This is a genomic window from Collinsella sp. HCP3S3_D1 (assembly GCF_052064015.1).
GTDB lineage: Bacteria > Actinomycetota > Coriobacteriia > Coriobacteriales > Coriobacteriaceae > Collinsella.
This window is the reverse complement of sequence record NZ_JBQHWK010000025.1, coordinates 20354-37510: the sequence shown is the minus strand read 5'-3', so window position 1 is coordinate 37510 and position 17157 is coordinate 20354. Positions and strand designations below refer to the sequence as shown.

Below are 17157 nucleotides of genomic sequence, written 5' to 3'. Positions count from 1 at the left end.
CCCCCCCCCATTTTACACCCTTTTGGGGGGCGGGGGTATATCCCCGTGGGGGGAAGAAATTTGGGCCGGGGGTTTTTTACGCACCCCCCACAGGGGGGTTACAAAAAAACCCCCCGTCCCAAATTAGCTGCCCTGTTCCGCTGTAACTCGTGGTGAGGTCGTGGGCCTAAAAAGGTGTGCGTGCGCTTGCCGTTCGTATCTGCTATCATTCCTAGTCTGTGCGCTCATGCGGGCGTGGCGGAATTGGTAGACGCGCCAGATTTAGGTTCTGGTGGGATTCCCGTGAAGGTTCGAGTCCTTTCGCCCGCACCAACGCACCTGCGTCGGCCTCGGCCGTCGCGACACTTTGTTGCATAAAGGTACCAGCACCTCAGATAAGCTGGGCAGTATGAGGAGGAACGTGTTGAACATCACCGCTTCTGACGTCAAGGACGCCAAGCTCACCGCTACGGTCACCATCCCGGCCGCCGACGTCGACGCCGCGATCAAGAAGGCCTACAAGGACACCGCCAAGAAGTACCGCTTCCCGGGCTTCCGTGCCGGCAAGGCTCCCCGTCCGGTCATCGACGCTGCTCTTGGCGCCGAGGCCACCCTCGCTCAGGCCACCAACGATCTGATCGCCGCCAACGAGCCCGCCGTCCTCAACGAGCTGGACATCGTCCCCACCAAGAACGGTGACTACAAGGAGCTCGACCTCGCCAAGGATCACGAGGACTACACCTACACCGTCGAGTTCTCTCTGCGTCCTGCCGCCGAGCTCTCCTCCTACGACGCTGTCGAGATCGAGATGCCTCCCGCGGAGGTCACCGAGTCCGAGATCAACAACCAGGTCGAGATGCTCCTCAACTACCGTGCCACCTTCGAGGACGTCGAGGGTCGCGGCGTCGAGGCCGAGGACTACGTTACCGTCGACCTCAAGGCCGTCGAGAACGCCGACAACTTCGCTGCCGAGGGCCGCATGCTCATCGCCGGTAGCGACAGCAACCCCAAGGAGTTCAACGAGGCTCTGATCGGTGCTAACGTCGACGACGTCAAGACCGTCACCTGGACCGACGAGGTCGAGGAGGGCGAGGAGGCCGAGACCCACACCGTCGAGGTCACCGTCAAGGGCATCAAGGTCCGCAACACCCCCGAGCTCACCGACGAGCTCGTCAAGTCCGACTTTGGCTTCGACAGCATCGACGCTATGCGCGACGCCATCAAGCTCGAGATCGAGCAGGACAAGGCTTCCCGCCTTCCGGCCGAGAAGGAGAACCGTTGCGTCGCCGCTCTCGCCGAGCGTCTGCAGCTCGAGGAGATGGACGCCGACTACGAGCAGTCTGTCTTTGAGGAGCTTGGCCAGAACTTCCTGTCCAACCTCGCTGCCCGCGGCATGACGCTGGACACCTGGCTGCCCGCTTCCGGCCTGACCATGGAGCAGTTCATCGGCGACCTGCACAAGCAGGCCAACGACGTTGCCCGCGAGTCCCTGGCGCTCGACGCCCTCGCCCGTGAGCTCAAGATCGAGGTCACCGAGGACGACGTCAACGCCGAGTTCGAGAAGGCCGGCGTCAAGGACGTCGAGGCTTCCAAGGCCGAGTTCATCGCCGATGGACGCATGCCTGCCGTCCGCGAGTCCATCCGTCGCTCCAAGGCCGTCGACCACCTGGTCGAGAACGCCAAGGTGACCGAGGTCGACGAGACCGCCAAGGACGCCGAGTAATTCTCGCCACCTTTCCCGCGAGCGCATGCAGGCGCCCGTGATGGGGTAAAGTTATAAACCGGTCATTCGGTTGCTTCGTACGGTGCCAGCCAATGCATAGCATGCGGGCACCGTACGTTTATCTAGAACCAATTTGGTCCGCAAGAGAGAAATGGAGATGCGTATGATCGCTAAGTTCGATTCCGCCCTCGTGCCATACGTTATCGAGCAGACGCCGCGCGGCGAGCGCAGCTACGATATCTATTCGCGCCTGCTCAACGACCGCATCATCTTCTTGGGCGAGGAGATCAACTCCGTCAGCGCCAACCTGGTCGTTGCCCAGCTGCTGCATCTTGAGAGCCAGGATGCCGAGAAGGATATCTCGCTCTACATCAATTCGCCCGGTGGCGAGGTCTACTCCGGCCTGGCGATTCTGGACACCATGAACTTTATCAAGCCGCAGGTCTCCACCATTTGCGTCGGTATGGCTGCGTCTATGGCCGCCGTGCTGCTTTCGGCCGGCGCCAAGGGCAAGCGCTTCTGCCTGCCGCACTCCAAGGTCATGATTCACCAGCCCAGTGGCGGTGCCCAGGGTCAGCAGACCGAGATCGAGATCGTGGCCGAGGAGATCAAGAAGACCCGTCGCGAGCTCAACCAGATCCTGTCCGACGCCTCGGGCCAGCCGATCGAGAAGGTCCAGGCCGATACCGAGCGCGACAACTACCTGACCGCTGCCGAGGCCCTTGACTACGGCCTGATCGACCGTATCGTTACCTCGCGCGATCTTGCCGCGAAGGACGCCTAGAATGGCCGGTAACATGCAGGACAACTTTGACGAGAACGGCAACCCCATCCGCTGCTCCTTCTGCGGAAAAGAGCAGGGTCAGGTGCGCCGCCTTGTAAAGGGCCCTACCAACATCTTTATCTGCGACGAGTGCGTTGCCGCCTGCTCCGAGATCTTGGAGGAGTCGCTGGCTTCGGACTTTATGGATGCCGCCTGCAACGGCAAGCTGCCGGGCTTCCTCAACGACCACGGTCAGGCTGCCGGGCAGCCTGCCATGGACCCCGAGCCCGAGGGCTTTGAGCTCGAGGACGACGTACGTCAGGTCATCACGCACGTGCCGACCCCGCACGAGATCTATGACGAGCTTTCGGCCTATGTCATGGGTCAGGAAGACGCCAAGCGCGCCATGTCGGTTGCCGTGTACAACCACTACCGTCGCGTGATCGAGGGCGGCGCCGCGCTTTCGGCCTTTGACGAGGCCTCGGGTGCGGGTTCGCGGCTCGACGACGATATGGACGAGGTGGAGCTCGCCAAGTCCAACATCTTGCTGCTCGGTCCCACCGGTACCGGTAAGACCTTGCTCGCCCAGACGCTCGCGCGCATCCTCGAGGTGCCGTTTGCCATCGCCGACGCCACCGCACTCACCGAGGCCGGTTACGTGGGCGAGGACGTGGAGAACATCCTGCTCAAGCTCATCAATGCTGCCGATGGCGATATCGAGCGTGCGCAGGTCGGCATCATCTACGTGGACGAGATCGACAAGATCGCCCGCAAGGCCGAGAACCTCTCCATCACCCGCGACGTTTCGGGCGAGGGCGTTCAGCAGGCGCTGCTTAAGATCCTTGAGGGCACGGTGGCAAGCGTTCCGCCCACCGGCGGCCGCAAGCACCCCCAGCAGGAGCTGCTGCAGATCGACACGACCAATATCTTGTTTATCTGCGGCGGTGCCTTTGTGGGTCTGGACAAGATTATCGCCGATCGCGTGGGCAACAAGGGCGTGGGCTTTAACTCCGAGATCGCCGGCCCCACCTCGGTCGACGAGAACGACCTGCTGCGTCAGGTGCTCCCGCAGGACCTCAACGCCTTTGGTATGATTCCCGAGTTTGTGGGACGTACGCCCGTCGTCACCCAGACACAGGCGCTCGACGAGGACGACCTGGTGTCGATCCTGACCGAGCCAAAGAACGCCGTTGTGCGTCAGTACCGCAAGATGTTCCAGCTCGAGGACGTTGAACTTGAGTTTGAGGACGCCGCCCTGCACGAGATTGCCCGCATGGCGCTTGCCCGCAAGACCGGCGCCCGCGGCCTGCGCTCCATCTGCGAGGACGTGCTGCAGCAGACGATGTTCGACCTGCCGAGCGAGGAAGGAGTCGCCAAGGTCATCGTGACCGAAGCCTCCGTAAAGGGCACCGAACAGCCCCAGCGCATCTACGGCTAACCTGCCAAAAAGGGACAGGTTTATTTTGGCAGGTTTTATCAGGGAGAATGACGTTTTCCCATATAAAACCGACCAAAATAAACCTGTCCCTAAATGGTAGGTTTCGCAAATGTGAATTTGAATAGCCTCCGACCACCCGCGGTCGGAGGCTATTTTATATATACGCAATAACCCCAACTACCTGTGTTATTCTGTGTGTTTGTTTAAGCCTCAGCGAAGTCGTATCAGACTGAAGTAATCGATACCTAAGGGGAGGAATACAGACCCTGGTGGGCCTCCATTCCTCCCCGGTGGGACGGGAGAGATATATGGAAGAAATGCCCAAAAACTACGATCCGTCGACCAACGAGCCGGCGATCCTGCAAAAGTGGCTCGACGGCGGCTACTACAAGCGCCGTGAGGGCGTGGGCGACTGCACTGTCACCATTCCGCCTCCCAACGTGACCGGCAAGCTCCACATGGGTCACGCCACCGACGACTCCATCCAGGATGCCATCATCCGCATGGCCCGCATGCGCGGCAGGTCCACCCGCTGGGTGCTCGGTACCGACCACGCCGGTATCGCCACGCAGACCAAGGTCGACAAGAAGCTCAAGAGCGAGGGCATCAGCCGCCTGGAGATCGGCCGCGATAAGTTTGTCGACGCCTGCTGGGATTGGACCCACGAGTACGGCGGCATCATCGTCGAGCAGATCAAGCGTATGGGCTGCTCCGTCGACTTTGATAACGAGCGCTTTACCATGGACGAGGACTACGCCCAGGCCGTGCGCAAGGTGTTCTGCGACTGGTACCACGACGGCCTGATCTACCGCGGCAAGCGCATCGTCAACTGGTGCCCCAACTGCACCACCGCCATCTCGGACGACGAGGCCGAGTACAAGGACGAGAAGGGTCACCTGTGGCACCTGCGCTACCCGCTGACCGAGCCGGTCAACGGCCAGGACTACATCGTCGTCGCCACTACGCGCCCCGAGACCATGCTCGGCGACACGGGCGTGGCCGTCTCCCCGAAGGACCCCGAGAAGGCCGCCTTTGTGGGTAAGACCGTCAAGCTCCCCATCGTCGACCGCGAGATCCCCATCTTTGAGGATTGGCATGTCGACGCCAACTTTGGCTCCGGCTTTGTCAAGGTCACCCCGGCCCACGACCCCAACGACTACGCCATGGGTCAGGCCCACGACTTGCCGCAGATCAACATCTTTGACGAGCATGCGGTGGTCGTCGAGGGCTACGGCGAGTTTACCGGCATGACCCGCGAGGAGTGCCGCGAGGCCGTCATCAAGTGGTTTGAGGAGCACGACCTGCTCGATCACGTCGAGGATCACGATCACTCCGTCATGCACTGCTACCGTTGCGACTCCGCACTGGAGCCGTGGCTGTCCGAGCAGTGGTTTGTGGCCGTCGACAAGCTCAAGGGGCCGGCGCTCGACGCCGTCAACTCCGGCAAGGTGACCTTCCACCCCGCGCGTTGGACGCAGACCTATACCACCTGGATGGAGAACCTCAAGGACTGGTGCATCAGCCGCCAGCTGTGGTGGGGCCACCGTATTCCCGTGTTCTACTGCGAGGACTGCGGCTGGGAGGATGCCCTTACCGAGGACACCGACGTGTGCCCTAAGTGCGGCAGTCATCACGTGCATCAGGACGAGAACGTGCTGGACACCTGGTTCAGCTCGCAGCTGTGGACTTTCGCCACGCAGGGCTGGCCCCAGAAGCCGGAGCTGCTCGAGGGACATCACCCCACCACGGCACTCGTCACCGCGCGCGACATCATCGCGCTGTGGGTCGCCCGCATGGTCATGAGCTCGCTGTACTTCCTGGACGAGGTGCCGTTTAAGGACGTCGTCATCTACCCGACGATTCTTGCCAAGGACGGCAGCCGCATGTCCAAGTCCAAGGGCAACGGCGTTGACCCCATGGACCTCATTGGCATGTACGGTGCCGACGCCATGCGCTTCAACCTGCTGACGCTCTGCACCAACAACCAGGACGTCAAGTTTGACGCGAACATCGACAAGAAGACCAAGAAGCTTATCGACAGCCCGCGCACCGAGCAGGCCAAGTCGTTTGTGACCAAGATTTGGAACGCCAGCCGCTTCCTGCTTATGAACATGGAGGGCTACACGCCCGGCGAGCCTGTCGTAGAGACGCCGGCCGACGCCTGGATGTTCAGCCGTCTGGCCAAGGCCGTCAAGATGGTCACCGAGGGCATCGAGAACTACACCTTTGGCGACATGGCCCGCGGTGTTCAGCAGTTCTTCTGGAACGAGGTCTGCGACTGGTACGTCGAAGTCACCAAGGCGCGCCTGAAGGGCGAGGGCCGTCTGCAGGCGCAGCGAAACCTGATCTTTGTGCTCGATACCTCTATTCGCCTGATGCACCCGCTCATGCCGTTTGTCACCGAGGAGATCTGGGACAACATGCCGGCGAGCGTGCTCGACCTGGACGCCGAGGGCAACGTGGACCGCGCCGAGGCGCTCATGATCGCCAAGTGGCCCGAGCCTGCCGACTATGTCAAGTATGTCGACGAGGACGCCGAGCGCGCGTTTGAGCTGTGTCGCACCGTTGTTTCTGCCGCCCGCGCCACGCGTTCGCGTTATCGCTTGAGCCCCAAGGCCGAGCTCGACGTGGTCGTGCGTGCCGGTGCCGAGGACATCGAGAAGCTCGAGAGCCTGCGCTCGACCATCGAGCCGCTGGCCAATACCGCCTCGCTGGTCATGGGTACCGATGTTGAGAAGCCGGCCGCGAGCATCGCCGTGGTCGATAGCGGCGTCGAGGTCTTTGTGGTGCTCGAGGGCAAGGTCGATCTTTCGGCCGAGAAGGCACGTCTGGAGAAGGAGATTGCCGCGGCCCAGAAGGAGCTCGCCGGCTGCGAGAAGACGCTCGCCAACGAGGGCTTTGTGGCCAAGGCCGCGCCCGCGGTGGTCCAGAAGAAGAGGGACCGTGCAGCTGAGCTCAAGGAGATCCTGGAGGCGCTGACTGCTCAGGTTGCTGACTTCTCGTAGGCGTTACTGGGGGACGCGGTTTGGGGCATTGCTCGCTACTGCGGACACCTATTCCGCCGTTCTAACGAACGGCGGCTGGCTCGACGCTGCAAACGCCTCTGATGGCCAATCTGCCGTTCAACTTCGGGCGCATGGGCATAAGCCCTATGCGCCCTTGTTTCACTGCACCTTGGCTCATCAGAGGCGTTTTCGCTGACTATCCTCAACCTATACTGTTTTATTTTTCTATGAATGGCGGTTCTGAAAATGCCTAAGCGTTCTGGCTTGTATACCGTTCCTTTCTCGTTTGATTTGCTTTCGTTTAGTGAGGCTGTGGGGCTTGCTGCCGATACGGGGCGGATTTCTGGGGATGCTGGTCCTCTGCTCGAGACAGTTGTCGATATGCTCGATGAGCTGGGGCGGCCGGACGAGTACTTTGATTGCATTCAGGTTGCCGGTACCAATGGCAAGACTTCGACCACGCGTTTTTCGGCTGCTATCCTTCGCGGCGAGGGGCTCAAGGCTGCGCTTTATACGTCGCCGCAGCTTGTTCGCTATCCCGAGCGCATGGAGGTCGATGGGCACGTCGTGAGCGATGAGGCGTTTGCCCGTGGCGTTTCTGCTGCTGTTGAGGCGGGGCATCGAGTGAATGCGCGCCGCGTGGTGGCGGGGGAGCGTGCCTATACCATCACGCCGTTTGACCTGCTGACGGCCGCCGCGCTTGTGGTGTTTGCCGAGGCTCGCGTGGATGTCGCCGTGCTCGAGGTCGGCATGGGCGGTCGCTGGGACGCCACGAGCGCGACCGATCCCGTTGCCGTTGCCATCACGGGCATCGGACTCGACCACACACGCATTCTGGGCGATACGCTCGAGGCCATTGCGGGGGAGAAGGCTGCGGTAATTAAGCCCGGACGTCTGGTTGTGCTGGGTGAGGGCACGCATGAGCCGAGCGTTCAGCGCGTTATGGACAACCGTTGTCGCGAGTGTGGTGTGGTGCCGATGGTGGTGAGCCACGCCACGACCAAGGTGCCGGCGCATGTGGGCGATACGGTTGAGTTTAGCTGCACCACGCCGCGTGCGATTTATACGTCGAGCATGGTTAAGCCGGCGTATCAGCCGCAGAATGCCGCGTGCGCGATTATGCTCTGCGAGGGGTATCTGGGTCGCGAGCTCGACCACGAGGCGCTTGATGCTTCGCTTATGGGCTGCCCCACGCCGGGCCGTTTTGATGTGTTGGGAACCGACCCGCTCAAGCTGATCGACGCCTGCCATAACCCCCAGAGCTGCGAGAACTTTGTGAGCGCCTTGGACGAGATCGATCCGTGCGTAGAGAATCGCCCCACGTTGCTGTGCGCCGCGCTGGCAGACAAGGACGTGGCGGGTATCGTCGACGTGCTGATCCCGGCCTTCCCGCGCGTGGTCGTCACACAGACCGATTCCGATCGCGCCCTGCCGGCGGAGGAGCTTGCTGCCCTGGTGGACTCCGATAAGCTCGCAGGCGTGTACCCCAGCGTGTCCGAGGCCCTCGCAGCCTTTGAGGCCGCAGGCGAGCCCTTCGTAGCAGCAGGTACCATCACCCTGGCCGGCGAAGTTGCTGGTCTGCTCCGCTAGATCCCTTCCGCAGGGTAGCTAGTTTGCCTGCTCGCCACGAAATGGGCCTATCTACTACGTTTGACCGGCTACCCTCAACCATGCCGAGAATCGCAAAATCAAAACCGCAGGTAGAAGGCTTGCCAATTTTCAAAAAATACCCGCATGGTCGCCCCATGCGGGTTAAACGTAGTAGATAGGCCCATTTCGTGGCGGCATTCATGTGATGCGGCAAAGGGGCTGTCCCTTTGCCGCATTGCCTAGTCTAGGCGGACCGGATCGTGGGGGTAGGCGTTGAGAATCTCGACGCCGCTCTCGGTGACCAGGGCAAGGTCCTCGATGCGGACGCCGGTGCGGTCGGGGAGGTAGATGCCCGGCTCGATGGAAAACGTCATGCCCGGCTCCACGACCTGCTCGTTGACGAGCGAGACGTCACCCGGCTCGTGGTCTTGCAGGCCGATCGAGTGTCCCAGACGGTGCGTAAAGTACTTGCCATAACCCGCGTCCTCAATCACGTCGCGCGCGGCACGGTCCAGGTCGCACATGCGCACGCCCGGGGCGATGAGCGCCTCGGCGGCCTCGTTGGCGCGGCGCACGATGTCGTAGATGCGTGCCGTCTCCTCGTCCGGCTCGCCCCAAAAGAACGTGCGCGTCATGTCCGAGCAATAGTTGCGGCGACGTCCGCCAATATCGAACAGCACCACGTCGCCACGCTTGAGTACCGTATCGTCTGGCTCGTGGTGTGGGTCGCCGGCGTTGGCGCCAAAGCTCACGATGGGCGGAAAGCTAAAGCCCTCGCAATCGTGCTTGCGATACAGGCCAAGCATCTGGTCGGCGATCTCGCGCTCTGTCACGCCTTCGTGGACGAGCTCGATCGCGTCGGCCATCACGGCGTCGTTAGCGGCCGAGGACACGCGCATAAGCTCCTGCTCGGCGGCGTCTTTGTAGGTTCGCGCGGCGGTCACGGCAAAATCGCCTAGGAAGAATTCGCTCGCGGCATGGCGCTCCATGAGGGGCATCAAGAAGCCGGAGCGCATGACGGTGTCGATGCCGAGCGGTTTGGTCGGATCAACCTCGCGAGCGATGGCGTCGGCCACGACGTCGGTATCGGTGTGGTACGCGACGCGGGCATTGTCATACTCGGGCAGCTGATGCAGCGCGTTGACCAAGATCACGGGCTCGCTACCGCGTGCGAGCAGTACGCCGCAAAAACGCTCGAACATATCGGCATAAAAGCCGGTCAGGTAATAAATCGACCACGGGTCGTTTACGAGCAGCTGCGCGCCGGGGTGCTGAGCCTCGAGCGCATCGAGCACGCGTGCCACGCGCTGGTCATCGACATGTGCCATACATCGTCCTTTCGTTAGGTTGCCACCATGGTATCCCCAATGCCAGGGCAGTCAATTTGGGACGGGGCTATTTTAGCTGCGTCAAATATGCGAGCTGATAGGTAAAAGTAGTCAATATGGTCCCGTCCCAAATGGGCTGGTTTCAAAACTATGGCGGATTACGGGGCTGGACCTGTATTACTTGACCATGGGAAAAATAGCGAAATTAAAACCGCAGGTAGAAGGCTTATCAAAAATCGAAAATTGCCAGTATGGGTGGGGGTCTCCGAATCAGCCCCGTAATCCGGCATAGTTTTGAAATGGCACTAAAGTAGGCACAAGCTAAATACCGATCCCAAGGCAAGTTGCGGTGGAATAGCTCCTTGATGCCGGGGTTTTGGCGGAAATTGGGAACTATTTCGCCGCAATTTAGGGGGCGGGGCGGATGCGGGGTAGCTAAAAGAGCACCGTCCCAAACGGGCTGCTTAGGCCGGGTCGATGTCCATGCTGGCGATGAGGTCGGTACCGGTGTCTAGGAGGTTGGGGAGGACTACATCGCCCATGCGGATGGGGACTTTGACCACTAGGCCGCGGATGAGGTCCATGGTCTGGGCATGGAGCTCGAGCGGGATGGCTTCGGCCGTGCGGACGGGCAGCAGCGCCTCGTCGCCGCCTGATACCGCCACGGTGGTAGTGAGGACGCGCATGGGGCAGGTGAGCTCCTGATGCGCGAACTTATCGCCGCGCGGGCAGCTGTTGCCGGTCACGGCGCGCACCGTCGCCACGCGGTCGTCGGCCCCGCGCTCCACTTCCACCGTAAGGAGGCACTCGGATGGGCAGGTGGTGCAGTTGAACTGTAGCGTCTCGATCGCATTTGTGCTCATGGCTATGCCTCCTCGACGGGCTCGACGGAAAGGATAATCTCGCTGGCACCCAGGTCGAGCGCTCGCTGTATCACCTTTGCCGGCAGCGGGAAGCTTTCCATAACGCTCGGTTTAAACGCGCGGACCTTGCCCGTAAGCAGTTCCTCGTCGCCCGCCAGAATGCGCACGCGGGCGGCATCGACCGGCCGGCGCACGCGGAAGTTGAGCCTGGTGAGTGCCACGGCCGTAATGCGTCCCGGCAGCGCGTAGCCGGCAATGTCGGCAGGGGAGACCGTGAGCTGGCAGCCAGCGCCCGTCTCGACATCCGCGCCGGTCCCCAGCGCGTACGTCGCCGCGGCTGCGCCGGCACGCTCGGACTCGGTCGTCACGTTGTCGGCCAGGTCGTGCACGTGCAGCACGTTGCCGCAGGCAAAGATGCCCGGCACGCCCGTCTGCAGGCTCTGGTCCACCACGGCGCCGCGCGTGCGCGGGTCAAGCTCAACACCCGCGCCTACCGAAAGCTCGTTCTCGGGAATCAAACCTACCGAAAGCAGCAGCGTGTCGCACGGAACGATGCGCTCGGTCCCCGGAATGGGCGCCAGATTTTCGTCGACCTGGCTCACCTCGACGGCCTCCACGCGGTCGTGCCCAATCACGCGTGTGACGGTGGTGGACAGGTGCAGCGGAATGCCAAAATCGTCCAGGCAATTCTTTACATTGCGGCGCAGGCCGTTGGCGTATGGCATAAGCTCGTACACGCCCTCGACCGAAATCCCCTCGAGCGTGCAGCGACGCGCCATGATGAGCCCAATGTCGCCCGAGCCTAAAATGACGGCGCGCGAGCCGGGCTTGAGGTTGTCGATGTTGATGTATCGCTGCGCCAGGCCGGCGGTAAACACGCCGGCGGGGCGGCTGCCGGGAATCTTGATCTCGCTGCGCGTGCGCTCGCGACACCCCATGGCAAGGACGACGGCGCGCCCGGTGAGCTGCAACATGCCGGCGGGGCTCATGAGCGTGACGGTGTGTGCCGAGACTTCGCTCGCCGCGCCACTTGCGCCCGCGCCTGCGACTTTGTCCTCGCTTGAGTCGATCCCAATCACCATACTGTCCAGGAACAGTGCGATATCGGTTTCGCGCACCTGGTCGATAAAGCGCTGTGCGTACTCGGGACCGGTCAGTTCCTGCTTAAAGTGTGAGAGGCCAAAGCCCGGGTGGATGCACTGGCGCAGGATGCCGCCCAGGTGCTGCTCGCGCTCCACGATGGCCACGCGCGCTCCGGCCTTGTGTGCGGCAAGTGAGGCCGCCATGCCGGCAGGTCCGCCGCCGATAACGACTACGTCGAACGCCTGCGTCTGCACGGCGCCGGCAGCAATTGATGCCCTGTCGGCATCTGCGCAAGTGCACTCGACGCCCGATACCGCACCCATATCGATACTCGTCGCCATCCTAGCGCACCCCCTTCAAAGGTCCCTCAACGAGCCACGAGCCAGTGTCCTCCAGCAGCACCTCGCTGGGATCGCAGCCCAGCTCGCGGGCCAGAATCCGCACCACGCGGCTCTGGCAAAAGCCGCTCTGGCACCGACCCATGCCGGCACGGCAGCGGCGTTTGACGCCCTCGACCGAGACCGCACCCGGGCGGCGTCGAATCGCGGCCACGATTTCGGCCTCGGGCACCGTCTCGCAGCGGCAGACAATCTGCCCCCACGCGGGGTCGGACTCAATGAGCTCCTCCTTGCGCGCAAGCGGCGCGCGGTCAAAGTCGTCCGGCGCACGGCGAATCGGATCCCAATCGGCCCGCTCGCGCAAAGCAACGCCCGCCTCGCGTAGCACCTGCTCCATTCGCTCGGCAATGGCCGGAGCGCTCGCTACGCCCGGCGACTGAATGCCCGCCGCCTGGAACAGCCCCGGCACCACGGCGGACTGTCCAATAAAAAAGTCGTTCGTTCCCTTAATGACCGGACGCCCGCCGGCAAACGCTCGCACCACGCGGCGCGTGTCCAGATCGGGCACCAGCTTGCGTGCGCCGCTCAGCAGCGCGTTTACGTCGCTCGCATAGGTCTGCGTGTCGCCCGCCTCGCGCACAGCGGCCGTCGCGGTGATCACCGTGTTGCCGTGGACGGTGCCCGTAACGATGACGCCCTTGGAAACCGGCGTGGGAACGGGGTAGAGCGGCATGAGCGCGCGCGGCTCCTTGTCCAGCACCACAATGTTACCCTGGCGCCAGACCATCTGGAACTCCTCGGCGCCCGCCATATGCGAGATGTCTGCGGCGCCGTTGCCCGCCGCGTTAATCAAATAGCGGCAGCGCACATCACCGGCCGGTGTTACCAGCGTAAATCGAGCGGTCCCGTCACCGCTCCTGTCGCCAGCACCGGGAGCTACCTCGATCGTCTCCACCGGTGCGGAGCGCACAAACGTCACGCCGTTGGCTACGGCGTTCTCCATCGCGGCGATGGCGACCTCAAACGGATCGACATAGCCGGTCGAGGGACACCACAGCGCGCACGTGGCCTGGGCGCTGGCGCGCGGCTCCAGCTCGTGGATGCGCTCGGCCCCGATGATCGCCAACTCGGGTACGCCGTTTGCCAGCCCGTTGCTTTGCAGCTGCTCCAGCAGCGCGCGGTCTTGGTCGCTAAAGCCCAGCACCATGGACCCGGTGCGGCAAAACAAAAAGCCCAGCTCCTGGGCCCACGTGCCATATAGCTCGCAGCCGCGGGCGTTGACCTGGGCCTTAACCGTGCCCGGCGCCGGATCGTAGCCGGCGTGCACCAGGCCGCCGTTGGCCTTCGACGCGCCCAGGGCAATGTCGTTGGCCGCCTCGACCACGCAGATGGACAGGTCATAGCGTGCGAGCTGCCGTGCGATGGCGCATCCGGTGATGCCCGCGCCCACAATCGCGATATCAAACGTTTCGGTCACAGTGCCTCCAAGACGAGTTGACAGGCTGTCAATAAGGCTATCCTACGGTGTGCGCATCCCCCGCGCAGCGGCAATGCGGCGAACAGCACCGCTGCATCCGCCAACGGCAGGTGAGGGGAGACTCAGGTCAATCGGTGACCTCGTCTGGCACCTCTGTTGTCAAAGGTTCGTCTCGTTCTGTAACGGTAAGCAGAAGAGGTGGGTTCCAGATGTTACAGATCGAGACGTTTGCCAGGCGGGCCCTCTGTTTGTCTTGATTTGTAACAGTAAGAGTAGAAAATCGGTCCTATGTGTTACAGATTTCCTATGTGTTACAGATTGAGATTTAAAGTCAGGGAGAGGTCATCTGTCTCGATCTGTAACATCTCGGTACCGTTTTGGGGTCTAGATGTTACAGATTTAGATGAACCCATCAGTCGGTTTCGAATGTCTAAATCTGTAACAGTTAGACCTGTTTTTGCCGAGTTGTTGTTACAGATTGAGATATTGAGATTGGACATTTTCCTTTGTCTTGATCTGTAACAGATAGAAGGGGTTCTGGCCCCTAGTTGTTACAGATTGAGATATTTAACGGAGGGCTCACCGTTCATCTTGATCTGTAACAGTAGGGACTGATTCTGGAGCCAAGATGTTACAGATTGAGATTTAAGTCTGGGAGAGAACGGTTTGTCTAATTCTGTAACATCTGGACCAGGATTCCGCTCTCACCTGTTACAGATTGAGATGTTTCTATCCGCCCATGCCTGCGACCTGCCAAATCGTTAACCCCCGTGTTACACTAACTCGAGTTGTAACTACCCCGAAAGGTATCCGTAATGTCCAAGTACATCTCTGAGCTCATGTCGCCGCAGCTTATGGGCGTCATCTATGCTTTTGTTGGCTTTATCATCGCCCTGTACGTGCTGTCGGTCGTCTATGTGTTTATTGACGCCCGCCGCCGCGGCGCCAGTGCCTACGTGGCCTGGGGCATCATTGCCCTCATCCCGTTTGTAGGCCTCATCGCCTACCTGGTCCTGCGCCCGCACTCCTATGCGACCGACCGCGAGGAGCAGGAGCTGGACATGGCCCTGCGCGAGCGCCAGCTTGCCCAGTACGGCACCTGCCCGCAGTGCGGTGCGCCCATCGAGAAGGACTTTGTGGTCTGCCCGGTGTGCGACACCCAGGTTCGCAACGTGTGCCCCAGCTGCCATCGCCCGCTCGACGCACACTGGAAGGTCTGCCCCTACTGCCGAACTCGCATTCAGTAGCGCATCCATCGCCGGGCCGGCCGCAAGCCACGGGCCCCGCGCGCCACGCGAACGCCGCGCGCCCTGCACCCGCCCCACGCGATGAAGCATGCGTAGAAATTCGCCCGCCGTGCCATTCAGGTGCGGCGGGCGCTTGTATACCTAGGTAACCTGCCTATAATGATGCAAGTCAAAACGCACGCGCCGGCAAGCGCAATGCACACCGCACGGCGCCAAGCAGCACTTGCACCAGGCATCCGAGAGGAGAAAACATACCCATGAAGGCACTCTATAATGACGGTTCGGTGGCCGAGCTCCCGCAGGACGAGGTCACGCACGTCATCCGCCACTCCGCCGCGCATATCATGGCGCAGGCCATCAAGCGCCTGTACCCCCAGGCCGATTTTGCCTACGGCCCCGCGACCGACAACGGCTTTTACTACGACGTCGACCTGCCCGAGGGCGTCAAGATCAGCGAGGACGATTTCCCCGCGATCGAGGCCGAGATGAAAAAGATCTGCAAGGAGAACCTCAAGTTCACCGTGTACGAGAAGTCCCGCGCCGAGGCCATCGCCCTTATGGAGGAGCGCGGCGAGAAGTACAAGGTCGAGCACATCGGCGATCTGGACGACGACGCCCGCATCACCTTCTACCAGCAGGGCGACTACATCGACATGTGCGTCGGCCCCCACATCTGCTACACCAAGGCCCTCAAGGCCTTTAAGCTCACCGGCGTCTCGGGCGCCTACTGGAAGGGCGACAAGGACAACAAGATGCTCACCCGCATCAACGGCGTCGCCTTTGCCACCAAGGAAGAGCTCGACGAGCATATGCACATGCTGGAGGAGGCCAAGAAGCGCGACCACCGCAAGATTGGCCGCGAGATGGACCTCTTTATGATGCGCGACGAGGCCCCCGGCTTCCCGTTCTTCCTGCCCAACGGCATGATCCTTAAGAACACGCTGCTGGACTACTGGCGCGAGATCCACCACAAGGCCGGCTACGTGGAGATCTCTACGCCGCTCATCATGAACAAGCAGCTGTGGAAGACCTCGGGCCATTGGGACCACTACAAGGACAACATGTACTCCACCGTCATCGACGACGAAGAGTACTGCATTAAGCCCATGAACTGCCCGGGCGGCGTGCTGGTGTACGCCTCCAAGCCGCACTCCTACCGCGAGCTGCCCATCCGCGCCGGCGAGATTGGCTTGGTGCACCGCCACGAGCTGCGCGGCGCCCTGCACGGCCTGTTCCGCGTGCGCTGCTTTAACCAGGACGACGCCCACCTGTTTGTGCGCCCCGACCAGCTGACCGACGAGATTGTGGGCGTGGTCAACCTTATCGACTCCGTGTACCAGAAGTTTGGTTTTAAGTACCACGTTGAGCTTTCCACCCGCCCCGAGGACTCCATGGGTTCTGACGAGGACTGGGCTCGCGCCGAGGAGGGCCTGCGCACCGCTCTGGAGAAGCTGGGCATGGACTACGAGGTCAACGAGGGCGACGGCGCCTTCTACGGCCCCAAGATCGACTTCCACCTGGAGGACTCGCTCGGCCGTACCTGGCAGTGCGGTACCGTTCAGCTCGACTTCCAGATGCCGCTCAACTTTGACCTGGAGTACGTGGACGCCGACGGCACCAAGAAGCGCCCCATTATGCTGCATCGCGTGTGCTTTGGCTCCATCGAGCGCTTCATCGGTATTCTGATCGAGCATTTTGCGGGCAAGTTCCCCACTTGGCTGGCCCCCGTGCAGGTCAAGGCGCTTCCCGTCTCGGAGAAGAGCCGCGACTATGCCCACGAGGTGTGCGCCAAGCTGGAGGAGGCCGGCATCCGCGTGGTCTGCGACGATCGCGACGAGAAGATCGGCTACAAGATCCGCGAGGCCCGCAGCATCGACCGCGTGCCCTATATGCTCATCCTGGGCGAGAAGGAGGTCGAGGCCGGCAACATCTCCGTCCGCGATCGTTCCAACGAGACCGTTCAGATGAGCGTCGATGAGTTTGTGGCCAAGGTGACCGAGGAGATTAAGACTCGCGCCTAAGGCGAACAAAACAACAATACGTATAAGGCGACCGTCCACAAAGGGCGGTCGCCTTTTTTAATGCCCAAACGAAAAAAGCCGCTGGATGAGCGGTTTTTTGCACAAAAAGGTACAGGTTTTCGTATCTTTCGACACAGGTCATTATACGAGTTAATTCAGGCCGTTTTCCCAGATTACGCAAATTGCTGCGCAAGCAGACACATCTCCATACCCCTCTACAAAAACCTGTACTTTTGCGACTGCGCCTAGCTGCGAGCGAGAAGCCTGTTCTAAACGCCCCTGCATTTGCGTGCATCGCAAAG

General features: G+C 61.5%; 11 protein-coding genes and 1 tRNA gene. 8 read left to right on the top strand and 4 right to left on the bottom strand.

All coding sequences use genetic code 11. The features are described 5' to 3' along the window. The first annotated feature begins 228 nt into the window (after nt 1-228). The 6 genes from ACTNDJ_RS08255 to ACTNDJ_RS08230 all read left to right on the top strand — a co-directional run bounded on the left by ACTNDJ_RS08255 (nt 229) and on the right by ACTNDJ_RS08230 (nt 8498). Nucleotides 229-312, top strand: a tRNA-Leu gene (locus ACTNDJ_RS08255). 88 nt (nt 313-400) lie between these two features. Beyond that, nucleotides 401-1702 (top strand): trigger factor, encoded by a 1302-nt coding sequence (gene tig, locus ACTNDJ_RS08250; RefSeq protein ID WP_441063146.1) that lies wholly within the window; start codon nt 401-403, stop codon nt 1700-1702. Nucleotides 1703-1865: 163 nt separating this feature from the next. Beyond that, a complete protein-coding gene (locus ACTNDJ_RS08245) occupies nt 1866-2486 on the top strand; it encodes an ATP-dependent Clp protease proteolytic subunit (RefSeq protein WP_022095182.1) in 621 nt (206 codons plus the stop codon). Between the two features lies 1 nt (nt 2487). Next, a complete protein-coding gene (gene clpX / locus ACTNDJ_RS08240; protein WP_427794736.1) occupies nt 2488-3903 on the top strand; it encodes an ATP-dependent Clp protease ATP-binding subunit ClpX in 1416 nt (471 codons plus the stop codon). Nucleotides 3904-4211: 308 nt separating this feature from the next. Beyond that, on the top strand, nt 4212-6908 hold the full coding sequence (locus ACTNDJ_RS08235) for a valine--tRNA ligase (RefSeq protein ID WP_441083546.1): 2697 nt from the start codon (nt 4212-4214) through the stop codon (nt 6906-6908). A gap of 246 nt (nt 6909-7154) precedes the next feature. Continuing rightward, the gene (locus tag ACTNDJ_RS08230) at nt 7155-8498 is read left to right on the top strand and encodes a bifunctional folylpolyglutamate synthase/dihydrofolate synthase (protein ID WP_441083545.1); all 1344 of its coding nucleotides are present in this window, start codon (nt 7155-7157) and stop codon (nt 8496-8498) included. Between the two features lie 239 nt (nt 8499-8737). On the opposite strand, the gene ACTNDJ_RS08225 is transcribed toward ACTNDJ_RS08230, so the two are convergent. The 4 genes from ACTNDJ_RS08225 to ACTNDJ_RS08210 all read right to left on the bottom strand — a co-directional run bounded on the left by ACTNDJ_RS08225 (nt 8738) and on the right by ACTNDJ_RS08210 (nt 13587). After that, complete coding sequence (locus ACTNDJ_RS08225) at nt 8738-9826, bottom strand: M24 family metallopeptidase (RefSeq protein WP_441083544.1); 1089 nt, start codon at nt 9824-9826, stop codon at nt 8738-8740. A gap of 464 nt (nt 9827-10290) precedes the next feature. Continuing rightward, nucleotides 10291-10689 carry a DUF1667 domain-containing protein gene (locus ACTNDJ_RS08220; protein WP_427793828.1) on the bottom strand — a complete coding sequence of 133 codons (399 nt, stop codon included), beginning with the start codon at nt 10687-10689 and terminating at the stop codon, nt 10291-10293. Between the two features lie 2 nt (nt 10690-10691). Further along, nucleotides 10692-12113 (bottom strand): NAD(P)/FAD-dependent oxidoreductase, encoded by a 1422-nt coding sequence (locus tag ACTNDJ_RS08215; RefSeq protein WP_441083543.1) that lies wholly within the window; start codon nt 12111-12113, stop codon nt 10692-10694. Nucleotide 12114: 1 nt separating this feature from the next. Next, entirely contained in the window at nt 12115-13587 is a 1473-nt protein-coding gene (locus ACTNDJ_RS08210; RefSeq protein WP_441083542.1) for an NAD(P)/FAD-dependent oxidoreductase, read from the bottom strand. Nucleotides 13588-14402: 815 nt separating this feature from the next. On the opposite strand from ACTNDJ_RS08210, the gene ACTNDJ_RS08205 reads away from it, so the two are divergent. Both ACTNDJ_RS08205 and thrS read left to right on the top strand, forming a co-directional pair. After that, the gene (locus tag ACTNDJ_RS08205) at nt 14403-14834 is read left to right on the top strand and encodes a double zinc ribbon domain-containing protein (protein WP_441083541.1); all 432 of its coding nucleotides are present in this window, start codon (nt 14403-14405) and stop codon (nt 14832-14834) included. Nucleotides 14835-15091: 257 nt separating this feature from the next. Continuing rightward, a complete protein-coding gene (gene thrS, locus ACTNDJ_RS08200) occupies nt 15092-16855 on the top strand; it encodes a threonine--tRNA ligase (protein WP_441083540.1) in 1764 nt (587 codons plus the stop codon). The last annotated feature ends 302 nt before the right edge of the window (nt 16856-17157 follow it).